The organism is Pelagibacterium halotolerans, from assembly GCF_044811015.1.
Classification (GTDB): domain Bacteria; phylum Pseudomonadota; class Alphaproteobacteria; order Rhizobiales; family Devosiaceae; genus Pelagibacterium; species Pelagibacterium halotolerans_A.
Window position 1 is genome coordinate 2781318 of sequence record NZ_CP085243.1, and the last position, 18937, is coordinate 2800254.

The 18937-nt window shown below is 63.3% G+C and carries 17 protein-coding genes; 6 read left to right on the forward strand and 11 right to left on the reverse strand.

Annotated features, from left to right (window positions below; translation table 11 throughout):
• The first annotated feature begins 242 nt into the window (after positions 1–242).
• Together katG and iolG are read left to right on the forward strand one after the other, a co-directional pair.
• The gene (katG, locus tag LG281_RS13430; RefSeq protein WP_404401501.1) at positions 243–2441 is read left to right on the forward strand and encodes a catalase/peroxidase HPI; all 2199 of its coding nucleotides are present in this window, start codon (positions 243–245) and stop codon (positions 2439–2441) included.
• A 171-nt stretch (positions 2442–2612) separates the two neighbouring features.
• Entirely contained in the window at positions 2613–3605 is a 993-nt protein-coding gene (gene iolG / locus LG281_RS13435; RefSeq protein WP_404401503.1) for an inositol 2-dehydrogenase, read from the forward strand.
• A 3-nt stretch (positions 3606–3608) separates the two neighbouring features.
• Here the strand turns inward: iolG and LG281_RS13440 are convergent, their stop codons facing one another.
• The 11 genes from LG281_RS13440 to LG281_RS13490 all read right to left on the reverse strand — a co-directional run bounded on the left by LG281_RS13440 (position 3609) and on the right by LG281_RS13490 (position 14428).
• Positions 3609–4490, reverse strand: a complete 882-nt coding sequence (locus LG281_RS13440; RefSeq protein WP_404401505.1) for an N-acetylmuramic acid 6-phosphate etherase — start codon at positions 4488–4490, stop codon at positions 3609–3611.
• Entirely contained in the window at positions 4487–5404 is a 918-nt protein-coding gene (locus LG281_RS13445) for an N-acetylglucosamine kinase (protein WP_404401507.1), read from the reverse strand. The genes LG281_RS13440 and LG281_RS13445 overlap by 4 nt, the downstream gene beginning before the upstream one ends.
• Entirely contained in the window at positions 5401–6072 is a 672-nt protein-coding gene (locus LG281_RS13450; protein ID WP_404401509.1) for an N-acetylmannosamine-6-phosphate 2-epimerase, read from the reverse strand. Before LG281_RS13450 ends, LG281_RS13445 begins: the two co-directional genes overlap by 4 nt.
• Positions 6072–6941 (reverse strand): carbohydrate ABC transporter permease, encoded by an 870-nt coding sequence (locus LG281_RS13455; protein ID WP_404401511.1) that lies wholly within the window; start codon positions 6939–6941, stop codon positions 6072–6074. The genes LG281_RS13450 and LG281_RS13455 overlap by 1 nt, the downstream gene beginning before the upstream one ends.
• A complete protein-coding gene (locus tag LG281_RS13460) occupies positions 6938–7858 on the reverse strand; it encodes a carbohydrate ABC transporter permease (protein WP_404401513.1) in 921 nt (306 codons plus the stop codon). The genes LG281_RS13455 and LG281_RS13460 overlap by 4 nt, the downstream gene beginning before the upstream one ends.
• Before the next feature lie 54 nt (positions 7859–7912).
• Positions 7913–9151, reverse strand: coding sequence for an extracellular solute-binding protein (locus LG281_RS13465; protein ID WP_404401515.1), 1239 nt, complete (start codon positions 9149–9151; stop codon positions 7913–7915).
• Positions 9152–9191: 40 nt separating this feature from the next.
• Positions 9192–10253 carry an ABC transporter ATP-binding protein gene (locus LG281_RS13470; RefSeq protein WP_404401517.1) on the reverse strand — a complete coding sequence of 354 codons (1062 nt, stop codon included), beginning with the start codon at positions 10251–10253 and terminating at the stop codon, positions 9192–9194.
• Positions 10254–10371: 118 nt separating this feature from the next.
• Positions 10372–11487 (reverse strand): anhydro-N-acetylmuramic acid kinase, encoded by a 1116-nt coding sequence (locus tag LG281_RS13475; protein ID WP_404401519.1) that lies wholly within the window; start codon positions 11485–11487, stop codon positions 10372–10374.
• A gap of 23 nt (positions 11488–11510) precedes the next feature.
• Positions 11511–12506 carry a serine hydrolase domain-containing protein gene (locus tag LG281_RS13480; RefSeq protein ID WP_404401521.1) on the reverse strand — a complete coding sequence of 332 codons (996 nt, stop codon included), beginning with the start codon at positions 12504–12506 and terminating at the stop codon, positions 11511–11513.
• Complete coding sequence (locus LG281_RS13485; protein ID WP_404401523.1) at positions 12507–13469, reverse strand: ABC transporter ATP-binding protein; 963 nt, start codon at positions 13467–13469, stop codon at positions 12507–12509. It abuts the gene before it with no gap.
• The gene (locus tag LG281_RS13490; protein ID WP_404401525.1) at positions 13466–14428 is read right to left on the reverse strand and encodes an ABC transporter ATP-binding protein; all 963 of its coding nucleotides are present in this window, start codon (positions 14426–14428) and stop codon (positions 13466–13468) included. Before LG281_RS13490 ends, LG281_RS13485 begins: the two co-directional genes overlap by 4 nt.
• Positions 14429–14654: 226 nt before the next feature.
• Between LG281_RS13490 and LG281_RS13495 the strand changes: the two genes are divergently transcribed.
• From LG281_RS13495 to LG281_RS13510, 4 genes are all read left to right on the forward strand, one after another.
• Positions 14655–16154 (forward strand): ABC transporter substrate-binding protein, encoded by a 1500-nt coding sequence (locus LG281_RS13495; RefSeq protein WP_404401527.1) that lies wholly within the window; start codon positions 14655–14657, stop codon positions 16152–16154.
• Between the two features lie 195 nt (positions 16155–16349).
• Complete coding sequence (locus LG281_RS13500; protein WP_404401529.1) at positions 16350–17303, forward strand: ABC transporter permease; 954 nt, start codon at positions 16350–16352, stop codon at positions 17301–17303.
• The gene (locus LG281_RS13505) at positions 17300–18127 is read left to right on the forward strand and encodes an ABC transporter permease (protein WP_404401531.1); all 828 of its coding nucleotides are present in this window, start codon (positions 17300–17302) and stop codon (positions 18125–18127) included. The genes LG281_RS13500 and LG281_RS13505 overlap by 4 nt, the downstream gene beginning before the upstream one ends.
• Positions 18128–18143: 16 nt before the next feature.
• Entirely contained in the window at positions 18144–18926 is a 783-nt protein-coding gene (locus tag LG281_RS13510) for a GntR family transcriptional regulator (RefSeq protein WP_404401533.1), read from the forward strand.
• The last annotated feature ends 11 nt before the right edge of the window (positions 18927–18937 follow it).

An 18937-nucleotide genomic window follows, 5' to 3' on the forward strand; every position in this document is an offset into this window, starting at 1 on the left:
GCGGTTTGACCACAAGTCGCGGTGGCGTCCCGGCTGCGTATTGCGGCAGTTCGCTCGGCGGTCGCCTCAAGGGTTCTCAGTGTCGGGTATCCACGCGCACTGACCGGTCCTGGGTAGGGACAGCGGTAGATATGGTAAGAAACACTTATCGTAGAGGTTATTCAATATAATTAGACATTATCGCAGTGCCTCGCCTATGACGCACGGTAGCAATACCTCACAGCGTACGATCGGAGACCAGGATGAATGAGATGACCCAAGACAAGCAGTCGGCCTGTCCGGTCAGCGGTGGACACCGTGGGCCGAGGAACCGCGACTGGTGGCCCGGGCAACTCGACGTCTCGCCCTTGCACCGGCACACGGCCAAATCTGACCCGATGGGCAAGGATTTCGACTATGCGGAAGAATTCAAAACCCTCGATCTCGATGCCGTCATCGCCGACCTTGAAGCGCTAATGACCGATTCGAAAGATTGGTGGCCGGCGGATTTCGGTCATTACGGCGGGTTGATGATCCGCATGGCGTGGCATAGCGCGGGCACCTATCGCATTACCGATGGACGCGGCGGTGCCGGGCAAGGGCAGCAGCGGTTTGCCCCGCTCAATTCCTGGCCGGACAATGCCAATCTCGACAAGGCGCGGCGGCTGCTCTGGCCGATCAAGCAGAAATACGGGCGCAAGATCTCCTGGGCGGACCTGATGGTTCTGGCCGGGAACGTCGCGCTCGAATCGATGGGGTTCAAAACCTTTGGGTTTGCCGGCGGACGGGCCGATGTGTGGGAGCCCGAGGAACTCTATTGGGGGCCTGAGGGCACGTGGCTCGGTGACGCGCGCTATTCGGGCGAGCGCCAGCTCGAGGAGCCGCTCGCGGCGGTGCAGATGGGGCTCATTTACGTCAATCCCGAAGGGCCGAACGGCGAGCCCGATCCGGTCAAGGCGGCCAAGGACATCCGCGAAACCTTCTATCGCATGGCGATGAACGATGAAGAGACCGTGGCGCTGATTGCGGGGGGGCATACCTTCGGCAAGACGCACGGTGCGGGTGACCCGTCGCTCGTTGGCCCCGATCCCGAAGGCGCGGCGATTGAAGACCAGGGTCTCGGCTGGAAGAGCGGGCATGGTACGGGCATGGGCCCGGATGCCATCACCGGCGGGCCAGAGGTGACCTGGACGCAGACTCCGACCCAGTGGGGCAACCTCTTTTTCAAGAACCTCTTTGAAAACGAGTGGGAACTCGAAAAGAGCCCGGCCGGCGCGTATCAATGGGTCGCCAAGAACCATGAAGCCGACATTCCCGGCCCGAGCCCGGATGCGCCCAAGCGCAAGCCGACCATGCTCACGACGGATCTGTCGCTAAAGATGGACCCCGAATACGGGAAGATTTCGCGCCGGTTCTATGAGAACCCGGATCAGTTTGCGGACGCCTTCGCCCGCGCCTGGTTCAAGCTCACGCATCGCGATATGGGCCCCAAGGTCCGGTATCTGGGTAAGCTCGTACCACACGAAGACTTGATCTGGCAGGACCCGGTCCCCGCCGTCGACCATGAATTGATCGACGACAAAGACATTGCCGAACTCAAGTCGAAGGTTTTGGCGTCCGGACTTTCGGTTTCCGAACTGGTTTCGACCGCTTGGGCCTCAGCTTCGACCTTCCGTGGGTCAGACAAGCGCGGTGGCGCCAATGGTGCGCGCATCCGGCTTGCGCCGCAGAAGGACTGGGAGGTCAATGAGCCCGAGACGCTTCAAAAGGTGCTCGGCACGCTCGAAGAGATCCGGGCGGCGTTCAATGGTATCCAATCGGGCGGCAAGAAGGTTTCGCTGGCCGATCTGATCGTGCTCGCAGGTTGCGCAGCGGTGGAAAAAGCCGCGCGGGACGCAGGGGTCGAGATCACCGTGCCCTTTACGCCGGGCCGCACCGATGCGACCGAGGCGCAGACCGATGTCGAATCGTTCCGTGTGCTTGAGCCACGGGCCGACGCTTTCCGCAATTATCTGAGCGGGCGGCAGTTGATGGCGCCTGAGGAAGCCATGATCGACAAGGCGGAACTCCTGACGCTGACAGCGCCGGAGATGACGGCGTTGCTTGGCGGCATGCGGGTTTTGGGTACGAACTATCAGGGCACCGATTACGGCGTTTTGACCAGCCGTCCGGGCGTCTTGACCAATGACTTCTTTGTCAACCTCTTGACCATGGACACCGCATGGCAGCCAGCATCGGATGGCACATATGAAGGACGCGACCGGACGACCAACGATCTCAAGTGGCGTGCGACGCGTGTCGATCTGATCTTCGGTTCGCACTCGCAACTGCGTGCGCTCGCGGAGGTCTATGCTTGCGCGGATTCGCAGGAGAAGTTCGTGCGCGACTTCGTTGCCGCCTGGACCAAGGTAATGGAAGCGGATCGCTTCGATCTGCATGCGGCGAAAAAAACCGCTGCCTAACCGCCTCACGGATACCAACGCGATGGCCGGGGCCTGTTCTCCGGCCATTTTCGTGTTGTGCCGGGAAGTGCCGGCCCGTCGCTTGCCGCGCAACAGAATCCGCTTGCTGCAACTACCGATTCCGGAATACGCGTTCCGTCAGAATCACATCCGGAACAAAGGCTATCTCGAATGCTGCGCGTTGGGCTCTTGGGTGCCGGCCGTATCGGTCAGGTGCACGCGAAAAATATCCACCTCGATCCGCGCAGCACGCTCGCTGCGGTGTCGGACTTCCTCCCCGAGGCGGCGAACGCCTTGGCCGGGCGGTATGATGCGGCCGTGCGGAGCACCGACGAGATCATTGCCGACGATGCCATCGACGCGGTTCTGATCGCCAGCCCGACCGATACCCATGCCGATCTGATCGAGAAGGCCGTTGCCGCAGGCAAGGCGGTGCTGTGCGAAAAACCGATCGATCTGAGCCTCGCGCGCGCGCTTGCATGTCAGGCCGCGACGCGGGACGCGAAGCGGCCGGTTATGCTGGGGTTCAACCGGCGGTTCGACCCAAACTTCGCCGCGCTCAAGGCGGCGTTTGGCGCAGGCGAGATCGGTAAGGGCGAGCTTCTGGCCGTGACCTCATTCGATCCCGCGCCGCCGCCTCCAAGCTATGTCAAAGTGTCCGGCGGGCTCTTCCGGGATATGGCGATCCACGATTTCGACATTGCGTGCTGGCTGTTCGGCGCAGTGCCAGAGCGGGTTTCGGCTATGGGGTCGAGCCTTGTCGATCCCGAGATCGGCGCCTTGGGCGACGTCGATACGGCAGTGACGACGCTTTATTTTGCGGATGGGCGGATTGCGGTCATCAAGAACAGCCGCCGGGCAGCCTACGGTTACGACCAGCGGATCGAGCTTCTGGGCTCAGACGGGCTGCTCTCGGTGGGCAACGTCAATGAAACGACGGTTTCGCGTGCCTCGGCGGCGGGTGTGACGGGCGCCAAGCCGGAACACTTCTTCCTTGAGCGCTATGCGCGGGCTTATGTCGCCGAGTGGGCGAGCTTTGTCGCTGCCGCGTTTGGCGAGGCCGAGGTACCGGTTTCGGTCGCCGATGGCGTCAATGCGCTGGCGATTGCGGAAGCGGCGACAGCTTCGGTCAAATCCGGCGCGGCGGTCGAGGTGTCGGTTTAGCGCTCACGCCTCCATCGCGCGGCGTAGATTGCCGCCGGCGGCTTCGAGACACGCCTGGGCGGCGTTCCGGTCAAGGGATTTCGCGAGCATCAGAATCGCGAGTTTGATAGAGCCGCCGGTGGCCTCGAGGCTTGCCCGGGCCGCATCGTGGTCGGCGTCGGCGATCCGGGCGACGATCCGTACGGCGCGTTCACGCAGCTTGGCGTTGGTGGCGCGCATTTCGACCATCAGGCCCTTGTAGACGAAGCCGAGCTTCATCATGACGCCGGTCGAGATGCAGTTGAGCGCTGCCTTTTGGGCCGTCCCGGCCTTCATGCGGGTGGAGCCGGCGAGGAATTCGGCGCCGGTGTCGAGCAGCACCGGCAGTTCGCAAACTTCGCCGATGCGGCCTTCGGGATTGTTGTAGATCCCGACCGTCAACGCGCCTTTCTTCCGAGCGTGCGCCAGACCGGTCACGGCGAAGGGCGTGCTGCCCGAGGCGGCGAGTCCGAAAACGACGTCTTTGTTGTTTACGCCGATTGTTTCGAGCGCTTCAATGGCCTGTTCTTCGCTGTCCTCAGCGCCTTCGGCAGCCTGCGCGAACGCGCCGTTGCCGCCGGCCATCAGGGAAATGGCACGCTCGTAAGGCCAGGAGAAGGTGGGCGGGAGTTCGGACGCGTCCTGGGTGGCGATGCGGCCTGAAGTCCCCGCGCCCAGATAGATGAGGCGACCGCCGGATTCGAGGCGTTCTGCGGCGCGGTCGATCACTTCGGCGATGGCCGCGCGGGCGTTCTGGACGGCTGCGATGGCGGCGAACTGGCCTTCGACGATGCCCTCGACGATTTCGGTCGATGACCAATCCTCGATGGTGGCGTAGCGGGGCGAGGCGGTTTCGGTGGTCGTCATTGGGGTGTGTCCTGGGTGGTCTGCGCGCGTTGGCGAGCGATGTTTGCCGCGGCGAGGGGCGCGTCGATCGTGGGGAAAGTGATATCGAAATCCGCTAGCGCGTCGCGTAGCGCGGGTTTTATGGAATTGTGGAGCGCGAGGACGCCGCCGATATAGGCAATGGGCAGTGGCTGGGTGCGGTCCACAAGCGCGCGTCCGAGACGGGCGAGTTCATGTGCGGCGTCCGCGAGAATGGCTACCGCAACCGGATCGCCCCTCTCCGCGGCGCGGGCGACAGGCAGGGCGAGGGCCCCGATCTTGCCACGATCTCCCGCATACACATAGGCCCGAACCGCGTCCCAGCTTTGGCCGTCAATGGCATCGAACAGTTCGTTTGCGAGGATGCTGGCATCCGCGGGGCCGCCTGTTTCGTCTATGCGGCGGTAAATGGCGTTGAGCGCCCGTAGGGCAATCCATGCGCCGGACCCGGCGTCATCGATGAGAATGCCGCGCCCGCCGACGCGTACCGTCTTGCCGTCTTCGGCGATGTGGAGGCCGATCGAGCCGGTTCCGGCGGAAACGAGATGGCCGGTCCCCGGCGCGAAGACCGCGCGGAAGGCGAGCTCCATATCGTCTGCCGTATCGATCATGTTCGCAGCCAGCCCGAATGCGGCGCCGATGATCTCCTTGGCGTCGGGGTAGGTTATGGGACCGAGGCCGGTAATCCCGGCAAAGGCTCCGTGCACTGGCGCGTCCCCATGAGCTTGGGCGATCTCGGCAATCGCGGCGGTGAAGTCGGCGCGGGCTGCCGGATTGAACAGGTGCCCGGTCGCTCCACGAGCCTTGCCGCGCGCGACGACCGTGCCCTTTGCAACCACCACTGCCCATCGCGTTGCCGTGCCGCCGATATCGATGCCGAGATAATGCGCGCTCATGCGGACATCCGTTGCGCGAAGGACCGTGTAATCTCGCGCGGATTGGTGATCATGGTCCCCACGACAACCGCGTGGGCGCCAGCGTCGATGGCCGTGCGGGCAAGCTCGGGGGTATTGTAGCGTCCTTCGGCGACGACAGGGACGGAAACGCGCTTGGCGAGCGCTTCAACGAGCGTGAGGTCGGGCTTTGAGGGTTTAGGTTCAGTGTATTCGGTATAGCCCGAGAGGGTGGTGGCGATGTAGTCGGCGCCCATTTGCTCGGCGGCGAGGCCTTCGTCCAGCGTCGAAATATCGGCGAAGACCGGCAAGCCGAGTTCGCTTCTTATCCGATTGACCAGTGTTTCATGGGGTTCGCCGTCGCGCGGGCGGGGCGTGCAGTCGAGTGCGACAATATCGGCACCCGCCTCGGCGAGCGCAACGGCGCTTTCGAAGTTGGGGGTGATGTAGACAGGGAACCGGCCGGAAAAAACCTTGTTGATGCCGACGACCGGCAGGCCCACCGCCGCGACCGCCGTGACATCTTCTGGACCATTGGCCCGGATGGCACAGGCGCCACCTTGCGCAGCCGCGAGGGCCATCGCGCGCATGAACATCGGGCCGTGCAGCGGATTGTCCGCGCGCGCCTGGCAGGAGACGATCAACCCGCCTTCTTTGAGGAGCCCGGTCATTATTTGAGTGCCCCTGAGGTCATGCCGTTGATGAACTGGCGCGAGAGGATGATGTAGACCACCGTGATCGGCGCGGCGGCGAGGGTCAGCCCCGCGAACATTACGCCCCAATTGGTGGTGTATTCGCCCATGAACGAAGTGAGGCCCTGCGGCAGCGTCTTGAACGCATCGTTCTGGATGAAGACGAGCGGGAAGAAGAAGTCGTTCCAGATCGGCACGAGATTGTGGATCGCGGAGATGATCATGGCGGGCCGGGTCAGGGGTAGCATGACCGACCACATGATGCGCAATTCGCTCGCCCCGTCCATGCGCGCGGCGTCCTCAAGCTCGCGTGGCAAAGAGCGGATGAAGCCGGTCATGATGAAGACTGTCGAGGGCAGGCCCATCGCGACATAGACGGCGACCAGTGCCCAATAGGAATTCAGGATGCCGAGGTCGCGGAAGAGGATGAAGAGCGGGATGATCGCGAGTTTGAGGGGCAAGGTCAGCCCGGCAATGAAGAACAGCAGCAAAAAGCTCGCGCCGAAGAATTCGTATCGCGCGATGGCGTAGGCGGCCATGGTGCCGAGGACGAGGATCAGGAGGAGCGAGAGGCCGGTGACGAAGACGGAGTTGAAGAGGTAGCGGACGAAATTGGTCTGGGTCCAGACGTCGATATAGTTCGAGAGGTTCGCGAAGTCGGGGATTGCGAACGGGTTGTTGAAGATCTCCATATTGGATTTGAAGCCCGAGAAGACCATGATCACGACCGGAAAGAGCATCAGGATCGTATTGGCGATCAGAATGATCTGGAGAAGCCCGTCGCGGCCGAGCGTGCTCAATATCCCCTTGTTGTCGTAGGTCATCGCCTTGGCGGATGTCGCGGTCATAGCTGGATCTCCCGCTTGCGCAGCCGCACGGTCCAGAAGGCGGCGACGACGGCGATGAAGAGGAAGGTGATGACGGCGAGTGCCGAGCCGCGGCCGAAATCCTGAACGCCGGCGGACTGGTTGCCGAAGGCGGTTCTATAGAAATAGAGCCCGAGAACGTCGGTCGAACCGAAAGGTGAACCGTCCAAGCCCACCATGATGTAGGGCAATTCGAACCAGTTGAACGAGCCGATGAAGAGGAGGATGAAGACCACCGTCGCGCTGGGGGCGACGAGCGGCCAGACGATTTTTTTGATCACCACCCATTCGCTGTCGGTCTCCATGCGCGCGGCGTCGAGGATTTCACCCGGGATGCGCTGCATGCCGGCGAGGAAGACGAGGGTGGGAAAGCCGACCCAGGCCCAGGCGTTGACGAAGATGAGCGATCCAAGCGCGGTTGAGGATTGCCCCAGCCAGGGCTGGGCGAGAGCGTCGAGGCCCATTCCGCGGAAGATCTGGTTCACCGGGCCAAAGAGCGGGTGGAAGAAGAGCTTCCAGAGAAAGCCGATGATGACGGTCGAGAGCACAACCGGCAGGAACACCGCGACGCGGTGGAAGGCGGCGCCGGGCAATTCACGCCAGAGGGCGTAGGCGAGGATGAAGCCGAAGCCGTTCTGGATGACCATCAGCGAGAAGAAGACGATGACGTTGTGGATGAAGGCGTTGCGCGTCCAGGTCGCAAACGGCTCGGTGAAGAGCACTTGGTGGAAATTTCCGAACCCGACGAAGTCGCCGCGCTGAAGGCCGTGCCAATCGTAAAAAGCGTAGGCGAGGGCCGAGAGGATCGGGTAGGCGACAAAGGTCACCATGACCGCGAGCGGCGGCACGATGAGCGCAGTAATCCAAAGACCTCGTCCGGTGAGGCGCAATCGCGGCATGGGTGTTCCTCGATCAAGACCGGTCCGGGCGTGGAGTCCGGACCGGGTTTGCGTTTAGTCCTGGAACGGCTCGTAATAGGTCGCGATGCCTTCGGTTACCGCCTGGGCTGCGGCTTCGGGCGTCGTTTCGCCTGCGAGCATGCGCTGGACTTCGGCCTGCAGCAGCACCGACCCCGAGGGTTCCTCATACCGGAAGTGCACGAGCATGATGTAGGGGATCGAATTCTCGTTGAGCTGCGCCACCTCCTGGAGCAAGGGGCGTTCGAATTCGACGCCCGGGATCGGCGAGATGTTGCCCAGTTCGTTGGCGAACATATTGCCGAATTCGGGCGTGGTCAGGAAGCTCAGGAAGGTCTGGACGGCCTCGGGGTGTTCGGTGTCGGCATTGCCGGCATAGCCACCGTCGAAGAAGAGCCCGACAAGGTGCTCGTCGCCTTCTTCGGCCACGGGCGCCGGGAAGACACCGAGGTTGAGATCGGGGTTCTGGCCCATGAAGTTGGCAATCTCGAACGAACCGCCCGCGAACATGCCCGCCATCCCTGAGGTGAAGAGCTGCTGGGAAGATGCGTAGTCGAGCCCGACGAAGCCATCGGGGAAGTACTGTGAGGCCTCTTGCACGGCCACAAGCGCCTCGACGAAGCGCGGATCGGTGAAGTCGGTCTCGCCGGCAACGAGGTCGTTATAGAAATCCTTGCCGATGATCGAGGAGCCGAGCGCGGAGACGATGGTTTCGTTCTGCCAGGCGGTCGCCGTGCCGTTGGCGAAGGGGAACATGCCGGCGTCTTCGATGGCCTGACTGACGGCCATCAGATCCTCCCAGGTCGAGGGTTCCTCAAGCCCGAGCTGGTCGAAGATGTCCTTATTGTAGATCACCAGCATGGTTTGCGACGCGAAGGGAACGGCATAGATCTGGCCGTCCGAGCTCAGGGTCTCCGCCGCCAGCGCAGCGTCGGGCAGGGTGTCGAGGCCCGGCACCGTTTCTTCGGTCAGCGGCATCAGATAGCCGCCGGCGGCGACGGTTTCGAAGGCGCCGTGGGCGCGCACCATCATCACGTCCGGGCCGGAATCGCCGGCCAGAGCGGTCGAGAGGATGGTGTTGTAGTTCTGCGCTTCGAAGGCTTCGAAATTGACGTTGATATCGGGGTGCTGCTCTTCGAACGCGGCGATGATGTCCTCATAGACCGCGCGGTCTTCCTGACGCCAGCTCCAGAAGCTGATGTCCTGGGCGAAGGCCGGAGCGGCGACCGCGAGCGCGGTGAGACCGAATGTGGCCCTTAGCATGAGTTTGGTCATTTTCCTCTCCTTTGTAGGGGTCGTCTTTCGTAAGCGCGGGCTAGAGACGGGCTCCGCTCGTGCTGTCGAAATAGTGCAGCGCCTCGGCCCGCGGCATGACGGTGATGCGGGCGTTGGCGGGGTAGTAGGTCTTGGGGGTGGCCCTGACGCTCACGAGCGTGCCGTCGGCGAGGCGCGCGTAAACGTAAGCGTCATTGCCAAGGTATTCGGTGTAAACCACATCGGCGCCGAAGCCTTCGGGCGCGTCGCCCTCCGCGATCTCCAGCGCGTCCGGGCGCATGCCGACGGTCACGGTTTCGCCCGCGCCATTGGGCGCGTTTGCGGCGATGCTCCCGCCGTTCGGAATCGATAGCCGGCCATCTGCGTTACGTGCCTCAAGGAGCGTCATCCTGGGCGAGCCGATGAAGGTCGCAACGAAGGTGTTGGCGGGGCTTTCGTAGAGCTCGTGGGGTGTGCCGACCTGCTCGATGCGGCCCTCGTTCATCACCACGATCTTGTCGGCGAGGGTCATCGCTTCAATCTGGTCGTGCGTGACGTAAATCATGGTGCCGCCGATATCCTGATGGAGCTTGGCGATCTCGAGCCGAACCTCCGAGCGCAGCGCGGCGTCGAGGTTGGATAGCGGCTCGTCGAGGAGGAAGACCTGGGGTTTACGCACGAGCGCGCGGGCGATGGCGACGCGCTGGCGCTGGCCGCCCGAGAGTTCGCGCGGCTTGCGCTTCAAGAGCGGTTCGAGCTGCAGCATTTTTGCCGCCTCGTCGATGCGCTTGTCGATCTCGGGCTTGTCGAGGCCCATCAGCCGCACGCCGAAGGCCATGTTCTCGTAGACGTCCATATGCGGGTAGAGCGCGTAGGACTGGAAGACCATCGAGATGCCGCGCTTGGAGGGCGGAACGGTGTTCATGGTCTTGCCGTTGAGTTCGAAACTGCCCTCGGTGATCGGGTCGAGACCGGCAATCAGGCGCAAGAGCGTGGACTTGCCGCAACCCGAGGGGCCGACGAAGACGACGAACTCCCTGTCGCCGATTTCGAGGTCGATCCCGTGCAGGACTTCGGTGTCCTTGAACCGCTTCTTGACGCCGCTCAGCGAAAGCCTGGCCATCCTCTCCCGTCACTCCCCCGGTAAAGTCCATTTAGAGACCAATATAAGACCACTATACCTTTGCGTAATCCAAGCGGTCTGTAAACCCGTTCTTCGCGATTTATGCTGCTGCTGGCTCTCAGGCGGCGATTTTTCCGCCGCGCATCGGGGCGGACACGCCGGTCGTCGTGGGGAAGCTGATCGGCAGGCCGCGCAGGACGCGCACGGCGAGGAAGGCGAAGCACTCCGCTTCGATGGCATCGCCGCGCCAGCCAACCGCCTCGGCGGGAAGCACCTCGACACGCGCGCGCTCGGGCAGCATGGACATGATTGCCGGGTTGCGCCGGCCGCCGCCGCAAACGATCAGCCTTTCGGGCCGATGCGGCAGAAGGTCAAGGCCCTTGCCGACCGCCGATGTGGTGAAGGCGGTGAGAAGCGCAGCGCCGTCTTCGGGCGAACACCCTTCGGCCATTGACGCTGAAAAGTCGAAGCGGTCGAGGGATTTGGGGTAGGGGGCAGCAAGGTAGGGGTGTTCGAGCAGCTTTGCGAGGCGGGCTTGGTCGACAGTGCCTTTAAGCGCGAGCGTGCCATCCTTGTCCATCTCGCCAAGGCCGAGCCCGCGCACGAAATCGTTGATCGGGGCGTTGGCGGGGCCGGTGTCGAAGGCGATGACGCGGTCTTTGCCGTCGGTCCATGTGATGTTCGCGACGCCGCCGAGGTTGAGGATCGCCGTATCTCCGCGCGCGCCGAGATCGCGCAGCAATGCCGCGTGATAGGCCGCCGAGAGTGGTGCGCCCTGGCCGCCGGCGCGGACATCGGCGGTGCGGAAGTCGTAGGCCACTTTGGTGCCGAGGATATCGGCCATTGCCTGGCCGTTGCCGAGCTGCCGCGTATCGCCGATCCGGCCGGCGGTGGGTGCGCGGTGGAGCACGGTCTGGCCGTGGAAGCCGACAATGCCGATATCCGATAGCGTAAGGCCCGACGAAAGCACGAGATCGCGTACGGCGTGCGCTTGGGCGACCGATATCGCCTCCTCGGCACGGGCGAAAATTTCGGGTTCGGGACCCTCGAAATTCCAGGCGCGGGCCGCGTCGAGCGTTTCGGTGAGCAGTGCGCGGATGGCGTCGGGGTAGGGCGCGAGCGTCCAGGCGCCGAACTTGGAGACGGTTTCTCCGTCGGTCCTGAGAATGGCGACGTCGATATTGCCGTCAAGGACGGTCCCGGTCATCAGCCCAACGGCCCAGATCGGCTCCATGGTGGTCTCCCTCCTGCCGCGCCTTACGCGGCGTTGATGATATCGCCCACGGCGCGGCGCAACTGGGCGATGCCGCTGTCGGAATGCCGCGTTGGATGGATGCGGTTGGTCAGGAGCGACCAGGCGCGTCCGTTGGCAAAATCGATCCAGAGCCCGGTGCCGGTGAAGCCGGTATGGCCGATGGTTTCCGGATGCGCGTTATCGCCGCCCGGCCAGCCGATATAGGGGCGTTCCCAGCCATGAGTGCGCTTGTCCGAAAGCTGCGTGCGGATGAGTGCGATTGTGTGTTCAGATGCGTTGGTGCCTGTGAGCAGGCCGTGTGCGAAATCGAGGATGCTGTCGATGGTGCCGAAAAGGCCGGCATGGCCTGAGCCTTCGAGGGCATGACAGTTGTCATCGTGGACGGTGCCTGAAAGGACTTCGTGGCGCCATGTGCAGTCTTCGGTTGCGGCGCTCTCGTCAGTGGGAGCGGACCAGGCAAAACCCTTGCCGGGATCGAGGTCTCGGATGCGTCGGACGCGGTTCAGCCGTTCGAGGGCTAGCCCCAAAAGGATGAAATTGATGTCCGAATAGACCGCTGGCCCGGTGCGCCATTCGCGCTGCAGGACGAAGGCGCGCAAGAGGTCCGGATCGCGGCCATAGGTGTAGATCGGCTCGACGGCGGGGAAGGGCGTCAGGTGGCCGAGGCATTGGCGGAAGGTTACCTTCCGCTCCCAGGCGTCGGGCGTATATTGCCGGAAATCGGGCAGCGCGGTTGTGAGCGGCGCGTCGAGGTCGATATCGCCGCGCTCGGCCGCTTCGAGGATGCGCGTGGTTGTGAAGATCACCTTGGTGAGGGAGGCGAGATCGAACCAGGTCTCGCGGGTCATGGGGCGCTCTATGGGAATCGTCTGCGCCTTGCCGAACACCTCGACAGCGCGATTGCCTTGGGCATCGACAATGCCCACCACCCCGCCCGGAATGCGGCCATTTTCGATGGCGCGTTTGACGGGCGCGAAAGCCTGAGGTGCGTTCATCATTTATGCCGCCTCGTAGAGATGACACGCGACTTCGAGCGGGCTGTCCGGTTCGCCCCCGGCGGGCCGCGAGAGCTTGGGGCGGACGGAATGACATACGTCCATCACGTGCGGGCAGCGCGTATGGAACGCACACCCGGCGGGCGGGTTGGAGGGGTCGGGGAGTTCGCCCCTCAAGACGATCCGCCCGGTGCGCGGCACGTTGGGGCGCGGAATCGCGGAGAGGAGCGCCTGCGTATAGGGGTGTTTCGGGTTGGTCATCAGCTCTTCGGACGGGCCGATTTCGACGATGCGCCCGAGATACATCACCGCGATTCTGTCGCTCACATGGCGGATGACCGAGAGGTCGTGGCTGATGAAGATGATCGAGAGCGCGAGGCGCTTTTGCAGGTCCGCGATCAGGTTGATGATCTGGGACTGAATCGAGACGTCGAGCGCGGAAACGGCTTCGTCGGCGACGAGCAGCTTGGGGTCGAGCGCGAGCGCACGGGCAATCGCGATGCGCTGGCGCTGGCCGCCGGAAAATTCGTGCGGGTAACGCTTTGCCGCGTCGGCAGGGAGGCCGACGAGGTCGAGCAGTTCGGCAACGCGCGCGGCGCGCTCGGCGCGTGTGCCGATGCGGTGTACCTTAAGCGGCTCGCCGATGATGCCGCCGACGGTGTGGCGCGGGTTGAGCGCGCCAAAGGGGTCCTGGAAGATGATCTGCAGGTCCTTGCGCACGGGCTTGAGTTGGCCCCGGCTCAGCCCCATCAGATCCTTGCCGTCAAAATGGATTTCGCCTTCGCTCGGCTCGATCAGGCGCAGGAGCGCGCGGCCGAGCGTGGATTTTCCACACCCGGATTCCCCCACGACGCCGAGCACTTCGCCGGACTCAATCGAAAAAGAAACGTCGGATACCGCCTTGACGGTCGATCCGCCTGCGCCTGGGTAGGTCTTGGAGAGATTGCGGATGTCCAACAGGGTCATGGCGCGGGGTTCCAGCAGCGTGTGAGGTGCGTACCGCCTTCGAGCACGGGCATGATCTCGGTGCACTTTTCGATGCGTGCGGGACAGCGCGGGTTGAAGGTGCAGCCGGTGGGGCGTTTGCCCGGCGGCGGCACGGTGCCACCGATGGCGGGCAGTTCGACGCCGGGCGGGTTGGAGGCGGGGATGGTGCGCAGGAGCGCTTCGGTATAGCGGTGGTGCGGATGGGCGAAGAGGTCGTTTGCGGGCGCTTCCTCGACAATGCGGCCACCATACATCACGGCTACCCGGTCGCAATATTGCGAGACGACACCGAGGTCGTGGGTGATGAGCAAAACCGCCATGCCGGTTTCCCGGCGCAGATCGTCGATGAGCTCGAGGATTTGCGCCTGCACGGTCACGTCGAGCGCGGTGGTGGGCTCGTCGGCGACGAGGAGCTTGGGGTCACACGCAAGCGCGATGGCGATCATCACACGCTGGCGCTGGCCGCCCGAGAGTTGGTGCGGATAGCGCCCAAGCGCGGTGCGCGGGGAGGGGATGCCGACGCGGGCGAGGAGCTCGACGGCGCGTTCGTTGGCCTTTGCCTTGGTCACGTCACGATGCAGCCGCACCGCCTCGGCGATCTGGTCGCCGATGGTGAAGACCGGGTTGAGCGACGTCATCGGCTCCTGAAAGATCATGGCGATATCGTCGCCACGCACCGCCTCGAGCGCTTTTTCGCTCAGGGACAGCAGGTCCTTGCCCTCAAAGCGGATGGCACCTTTGGAAATGCGCATGGGCGGCTCGGCGATCAGGCGCATGATCGAGAGCGCGGTCACCGACTTGCCGCAGCCCGATTCCCCCACGAGCCCGAGCATTTCCCCCGGCGCAATCGAAAGCGAAACCCCTTCGATGATCGCATGGCCGGAGACCTCGATTTCGAGGTCCTCGATGCTCAATAGCGGTTCTGCGGTTGCGGACACTCACTCCCCCTCACTTATGTGGAAACGGCTTCTGCCATGCCCGGATCGGGGCCGGTGCAGGTTTCGCTTGCCTCGAAAAAACTAATACCATAGCGTACCAAAAGTCCATACTGGTCTTTAACTGGACCTATAGGATGCCGCCCGGCCATGTGCCGGCGCCAAAGGGAACACGAATGCTGCGGACCCCGCGCCAGCGCTGTTCGCAAGCTACGACTTGGAGGAACGCATGTCTTTGAAATCCATCGGCCTGGGGCTTCTGGCCTCGACGGTCATTGCGGGCAGCGCCTATGCGGCGACGCTCGACATCGCCATCGACTCTTCGCCCGCGGGGCTCGATCCGCATCTGATCACCGCGTTCAATTCGGTGGTGATCGTTCAGGGCAATATTTATGAGGCACTGACGGCCATCGACCGCGATCTCAATGTCGTCCCCGGCCTTGCCGAAAGCTGGGAGGTTTCGGAGGACGGGCTTACCTATACTTTCCATCTGCGCGAGGGCGTCACCTTCCATGATGGTTCGGAGATGACCGCCGAGGACGTTGCCGCCTCGATCCGCCGCGTGCAGTCCGAGGCCGTCGCCTCGCCGCTCGCGAGCCGGGTATCGCCGATCATCGGGATCGAGGTTGTCGACCCGCAGACCGTGACCTTCACGCTCGACGCGCCATTCGCGCCGATCCTCTCCTCGCTCTCCTCCATCGCCATCGTGCCGGCGGAAATGGAAGAGGATGTGGATAGCCTGCAGCAGACGCCGGTCGGCACGGGTCCGTTCCAGTTCGAGGACTGGCAGCCCAATGGCTATATCGCGCTTTCGGCGTTCGAGGATTACCGCGAAGACGGCAAGCCGATGCTCGATGGCGTACGGTTCAATTTCGTGCCGGAGTCCGCGACCCGTCAGGTCGGCGTCGTTTCGGGCGATTACGGGCTTCTGCCGGGCATCGACCCGGCAACCGCGCTGCAGCTTCAAGGGCAGCCCGGCGTAACGGTGCAGGAAACGCGTGACCTTTCCTATACGCTCGTGGGCATGAACGTCGCCCGCGAACCCTTCGACAACCCCGCCGTGCGTGAGGCATTCAACCTTGCGCTCGACCGGCAGGAGATCATCGACGGCGCGCTCTTTGGCGCTGGCGTTCCGGCCGGACCGCTGTCACCAGCGCTGACAAGCTGGGCGCTCGATCCCTCGGAATTCTCCTGCTACGCGGCAGACCCTGAAGCCGCGCGGGCGATGCTCGAGGAGGCGGGGGTCGACCTTCCCGTTCAGCTCACGATGAACGTTCTGCCCCGTCAGGACGCGCGCGATATCGCGCAGATCGTGCAGCAGCAGGCGGCGGAAGCCGGGTTCGAGATCGAACTGATCAACCAGGAGATCGGCCAGTTCGTGCAGGATTGGCGGAATTCGAATTTCGATCTCTTCGTTTCGGCCAATGGCGGCAGCCCCGATCCGGACGAATATTTCTACCGGACCTTCTATGGCGGGGGTTCGACCAACGTCTTCGGGTATGCGGACGATGAGATCGACGCTTGGCTCGACGAAGGCCGGTCGGAAACCGATCAGGCGGCGCGCAAGGCGATCTACGATCAGGTACAGCGCAAGCTCGCCTGCGAGGGGCCCATCGCGCATATCGCCTATGGCAGCCTCTTCACCGCCGTCAACGACGCGGTCGAAGGCTTCGAGATCTATGCCAATGGGCGCCTGACCAGCCTCGTTGATGTCGAGATCGCCGAATAGTTACTGCATGGAGGTCGTGATTTGTTCCTCCCCCAGCCGTCGTCATCGCCGGGCTCGACCCGGCGACCGTGTAGCGCTTCCCCACGTATAGCGGTTTGGGGAGGCTTCGAGGTCCGCGGGTCAAGCCCACGGATGACGACGGAGAGGAGTGGGCAAACAGGTATGATCTCCATGCGGACGTTTTAGGGAAACCCGATGTCCTCGCGCTTTCTCGTCACCCGGCTGATCGATCTGGCGATCGTTTTGTTCGGCGTCTCGGTTGTCGTTTTTCTGATGATCCGGCTCATCCCCGGGGATGCCGTTGCGATCATGCTGGGTGCCAATACCGAGATCACGCCCGAGCGGATCGCCGAACTCGAGCGCCGGGTGGGGCTCGATCAGCCTATTCTTGTGCAGTATTTCAACTGGTTCACCGGGCTCTTTCGGGGTGACCTCGGGACCTCGATCTGGACCGGACGTCCCGTCGCGGGCGAGATCGCCGCCAATATCTGGCCGACCTTCGAACTGACGTTTCTTTCGGTCCTCGTCGGCGCGGGGTTTTCGATCCCGCTCGGGGCGTTCATGGCGCAGGCACGCGGGCGGGGCGCGGAGGTTGCGGTGCGAATCGGGGCGATTGCCGGGCTTACGATTCCTTCGTTCTGGCTCGGGATCGTGTCGATCTTTCTTTTGTCCAAGCTCCTGCCCGGCTTTTCCGCGCTCGGCTATGTGCCGTTCACCCAAGACCCGCTCGGCAATCTCCAACGCATGATCCTGCCGGTCATCGCCTTGAGCCTGCCCATGCTCGCCAATCTCTCGCGGCTGGTGCGCTCGGCCATGCTCGATGCGCTGGGGCAGGATTATATCCGCACAGCGAAAGCCAAGGGCGCGAGCAAAAGGCGGCTGGTTTACCGCCACGCGATGCGCAACGCGCTGATCCCATTTATCACCAGCGTTGGGGTGGCGACGGGGTATCTTCTGGGCGGGGCCATCGTCGTCGAGCAGGTCTTTGCCATTCCGGGGCTCGGGCGGCTGGTGCTCGGCGCTATTGCAGAGCGGAACTATCCCCTCGTGCAGGCGACAATACTCGTGATGACCTCGGCCTTCGTCATCGTCAATTTCCTCGTCGACCTGCTCTATGCGGTCATCGATCCGCGGGTGTCGCGCCAATGATGGAGTTCGTCCGCAAGAACAAGCTTCTGACTTTCGCGCTCGGCTTCGTCGCGGTCCAGGTGCTTCTCGCCATCTTCGCGCCAGTCGCGGCGTTCCACGATCCATACGCCCAGGTGATGGTCGAGCGCATGAAGGGGCCGAACCTCACCAACTGGCTCGGCACCGATCAGCTCGGTCGCGATGTGCTCGCGCGCATCCTGTTCGGCTATCAGGTTTCGCTCATGACCTGCGTGACCGCCGTGGGGCTCGCGCTCATTGCAGGCGGGACGCTGGGAATGCTCGCCGCGTTCTATGGTGGCTGGCTCGACCGGGTGTTGATGCGGGTGATGGATGTACTCTTCGCCTTCCCCATCATGCTGCTGGCCATCGGCGTCATTGCCGTGCTTGGCCCCAATGTCTGGAGTGCGGCGATTGCGATTGCCATCGTCTATACGCCGATTTTCGCGCGGCTCTTGCGCGGGCCGGCGCTCGTGATCTGCGAGAGCGAATATGTGATGGGCGCGCGCGCCATCGGGGCGTCGGATGCGCGGATCGTCTTTTTGCACCTTCTGCCCAACCTCTCTTCAGTCATTCTCGTGCAGACGAGCCTCTTGCTTTCGGCTGCGATCCTTGTAGAGGCATCGCTGTCGTTTCTGGGGCTCGGGGCGCAGCCGCCGGTACCGTCGCTGGGGTTGATGCTGTCGGAGGGGCGCAATTTCCTCCTGCTCTCACCCTGGCCGGCGATCTTTGCGGGGTTTGCGATCCTCTTTTTGTCCTTCGGCTTCAACCTTCTGGGCGATGCGCTACGGGATACGCTCGATCCGCGCCTCAAGACTGCGTCATAATAACGGGAGAACACCGATGTCGATTGCCGAACACGAGACCGGGGATGCCGCCCATCCCGATGTGCTCGCGACTATCGTCAAGCAACTCGCCGGTTATGAAGCGTCATCGAGCCATCTCTACCACCAGCTCGCCAAGACGCTGCGAGCGCTCATCGAAACCGGCGCACTCAGAGGCAACGACGCGTTGCCGTCCGAGCGTGACATCGCCAAGGCGACGGGGCTTTCGCGCATCACGGTCCGCAACGCCATCGACGATCTGCACCGGGAGGGGCTGATCTCCAAGCGCCGGGGGGCGGGCACGTATGTCTCTCCGCAGATCGACCAGCCGCTCTCGCTGCTGATGGGCTTTACCGCCGATATGAAACGCAGGGGGGCATCCTCTGCATCGATCGTTTTAGAGAAAACCGTGAGCCTCCCGGATGCGGACGAAATGCTCAAGCTGGGCCTTTCACCGTCCGATCATGTAGTGCGGCTGTCGCGTGTGCGTACGTCCGACGGCGAGCCGTTGGCGGTCGAGAACGCGGTGGTGCCGATGTCGGCGGTCAGCCCGGATGCCATCGGGGAATCGCTTTACGAGGCGCTCAAGGGTACCGGCAATTCGCCAGTGCGCGCGCTTCAGCGCCTCCGTGCGGCGGTTGCGGACGCGCGGGAGGCGGAGCTTTTGGACGTCAAGGTCGGCAGCCCCATCCTCCATATCGAGCGGCGGTCGTTTCTTGCGAACGGGCGGCCGATCGAGGTGACGAAATCGTCCTATCGCGGGGATCGGTACGATTTTATCGCTGAGCTCAAGATCGAGTAGCTGGAGCGCTT

Excerpts from the sequence above, each read along its gene's own strand:
- LG281_RS13455 (WP_404401511.1), bottom strand. The coding sequence starts at position 6,941 with ATGACCGCGACATCCGCCAAGGCGATGACCTACGACAACAAGGGGATA.
- LG281_RS13440 (WP_404401505.1), bottom strand. The coding sequence starts at position 4,490 with ATGACGACCACCGAAACCGCCTCGCCCCGCTACGCCACCATCGAGGAT.
- LG281_RS13460 (WP_404401513.1), bottom strand. The coding sequence starts at position 7,858 with ATGCCGCGATTGCGCCTCACCGGACGAGGTCTTTGGATTACTGCGCTC.
- LG281_RS13470 (WP_404401517.1), bottom strand. The coding sequence starts at position 10,253 with ATGGCCAGGCTTTCGCTGAGCGGCGTCAAGAAGCGGTTCAAGGACACC.
- LG281_RS13480 (WP_404401521.1), bottom strand. The coding sequence starts at position 12,506 with ATGATGAACGCACCTCAGGCTTTCGCGCCCGTCAAACGCGCCATCGAA.
- LG281_RS13465 (WP_404401515.1), bottom strand. The coding sequence starts at position 9,151 with ATGACCAAACTCATGCTAAGGGCCACATTCGGTCTCACCGCGCTCGCG.
- iolG (WP_404401503.1), top strand. The coding sequence starts at position 2,613 with ATGCTGCGCGTTGGGCTCTTGGGTGCCGGCCGTATCGGTCAGGTGCAC.
- LG281_RS13505 (WP_404401531.1), top strand. The coding sequence starts at position 17,300 with ATGATGGAGTTCGTCCGCAAGAACAAGCTTCTGACTTTCGCGCTCGGC.
- katG (WP_404401501.1), top strand. The coding sequence starts at position 243 with ATGAATGAGATGACCCAAGACAAGCAGTCGGCCTGTCCGGTCAGCGGT.
- LG281_RS13450 (WP_404401509.1), bottom strand. The coding sequence starts at position 6,072 with ATGACCGGGCTCCTCAAAGAAGGCGGGTTGATCGTCTCCTGCCAGGCG.
- LG281_RS13485 (WP_404401523.1), bottom strand. The coding sequence starts at position 13,469 with ATGACCCTGTTGGACATCCGCAATCTCTCCAAGACCTACCCAGGCGCA.
- LG281_RS13510 (WP_404401533.1), top strand. The coding sequence starts at position 18,144 with ATGTCGATTGCCGAACACGAGACCGGGGATGCCGCCCATCCCGATGTG.
- LG281_RS13445 (WP_404401507.1), bottom strand. The coding sequence starts at position 5,404 with ATGAGCGCGCATTATCTCGGCATCGATATCGGCGGCACGGCAACGCGA.
- LG281_RS13475 (WP_404401519.1), bottom strand. The coding sequence starts at position 11,487 with ATGGAGCCGATCTGGGCCGTTGGGCTGATGACCGGGACCGTCCTTGAC.
- LG281_RS13495 (WP_404401527.1), top strand. The coding sequence starts at position 14,655 with ATGTCTTTGAAATCCATCGGCCTGGGGCTTCTGGCCTCGACGGTCATT.
- LG281_RS13500 (WP_404401529.1), top strand. The coding sequence starts at position 16,350 with ATGTCCTCGCGCTTTCTCGTCACCCGGCTGATCGATCTGGCGATCGTT.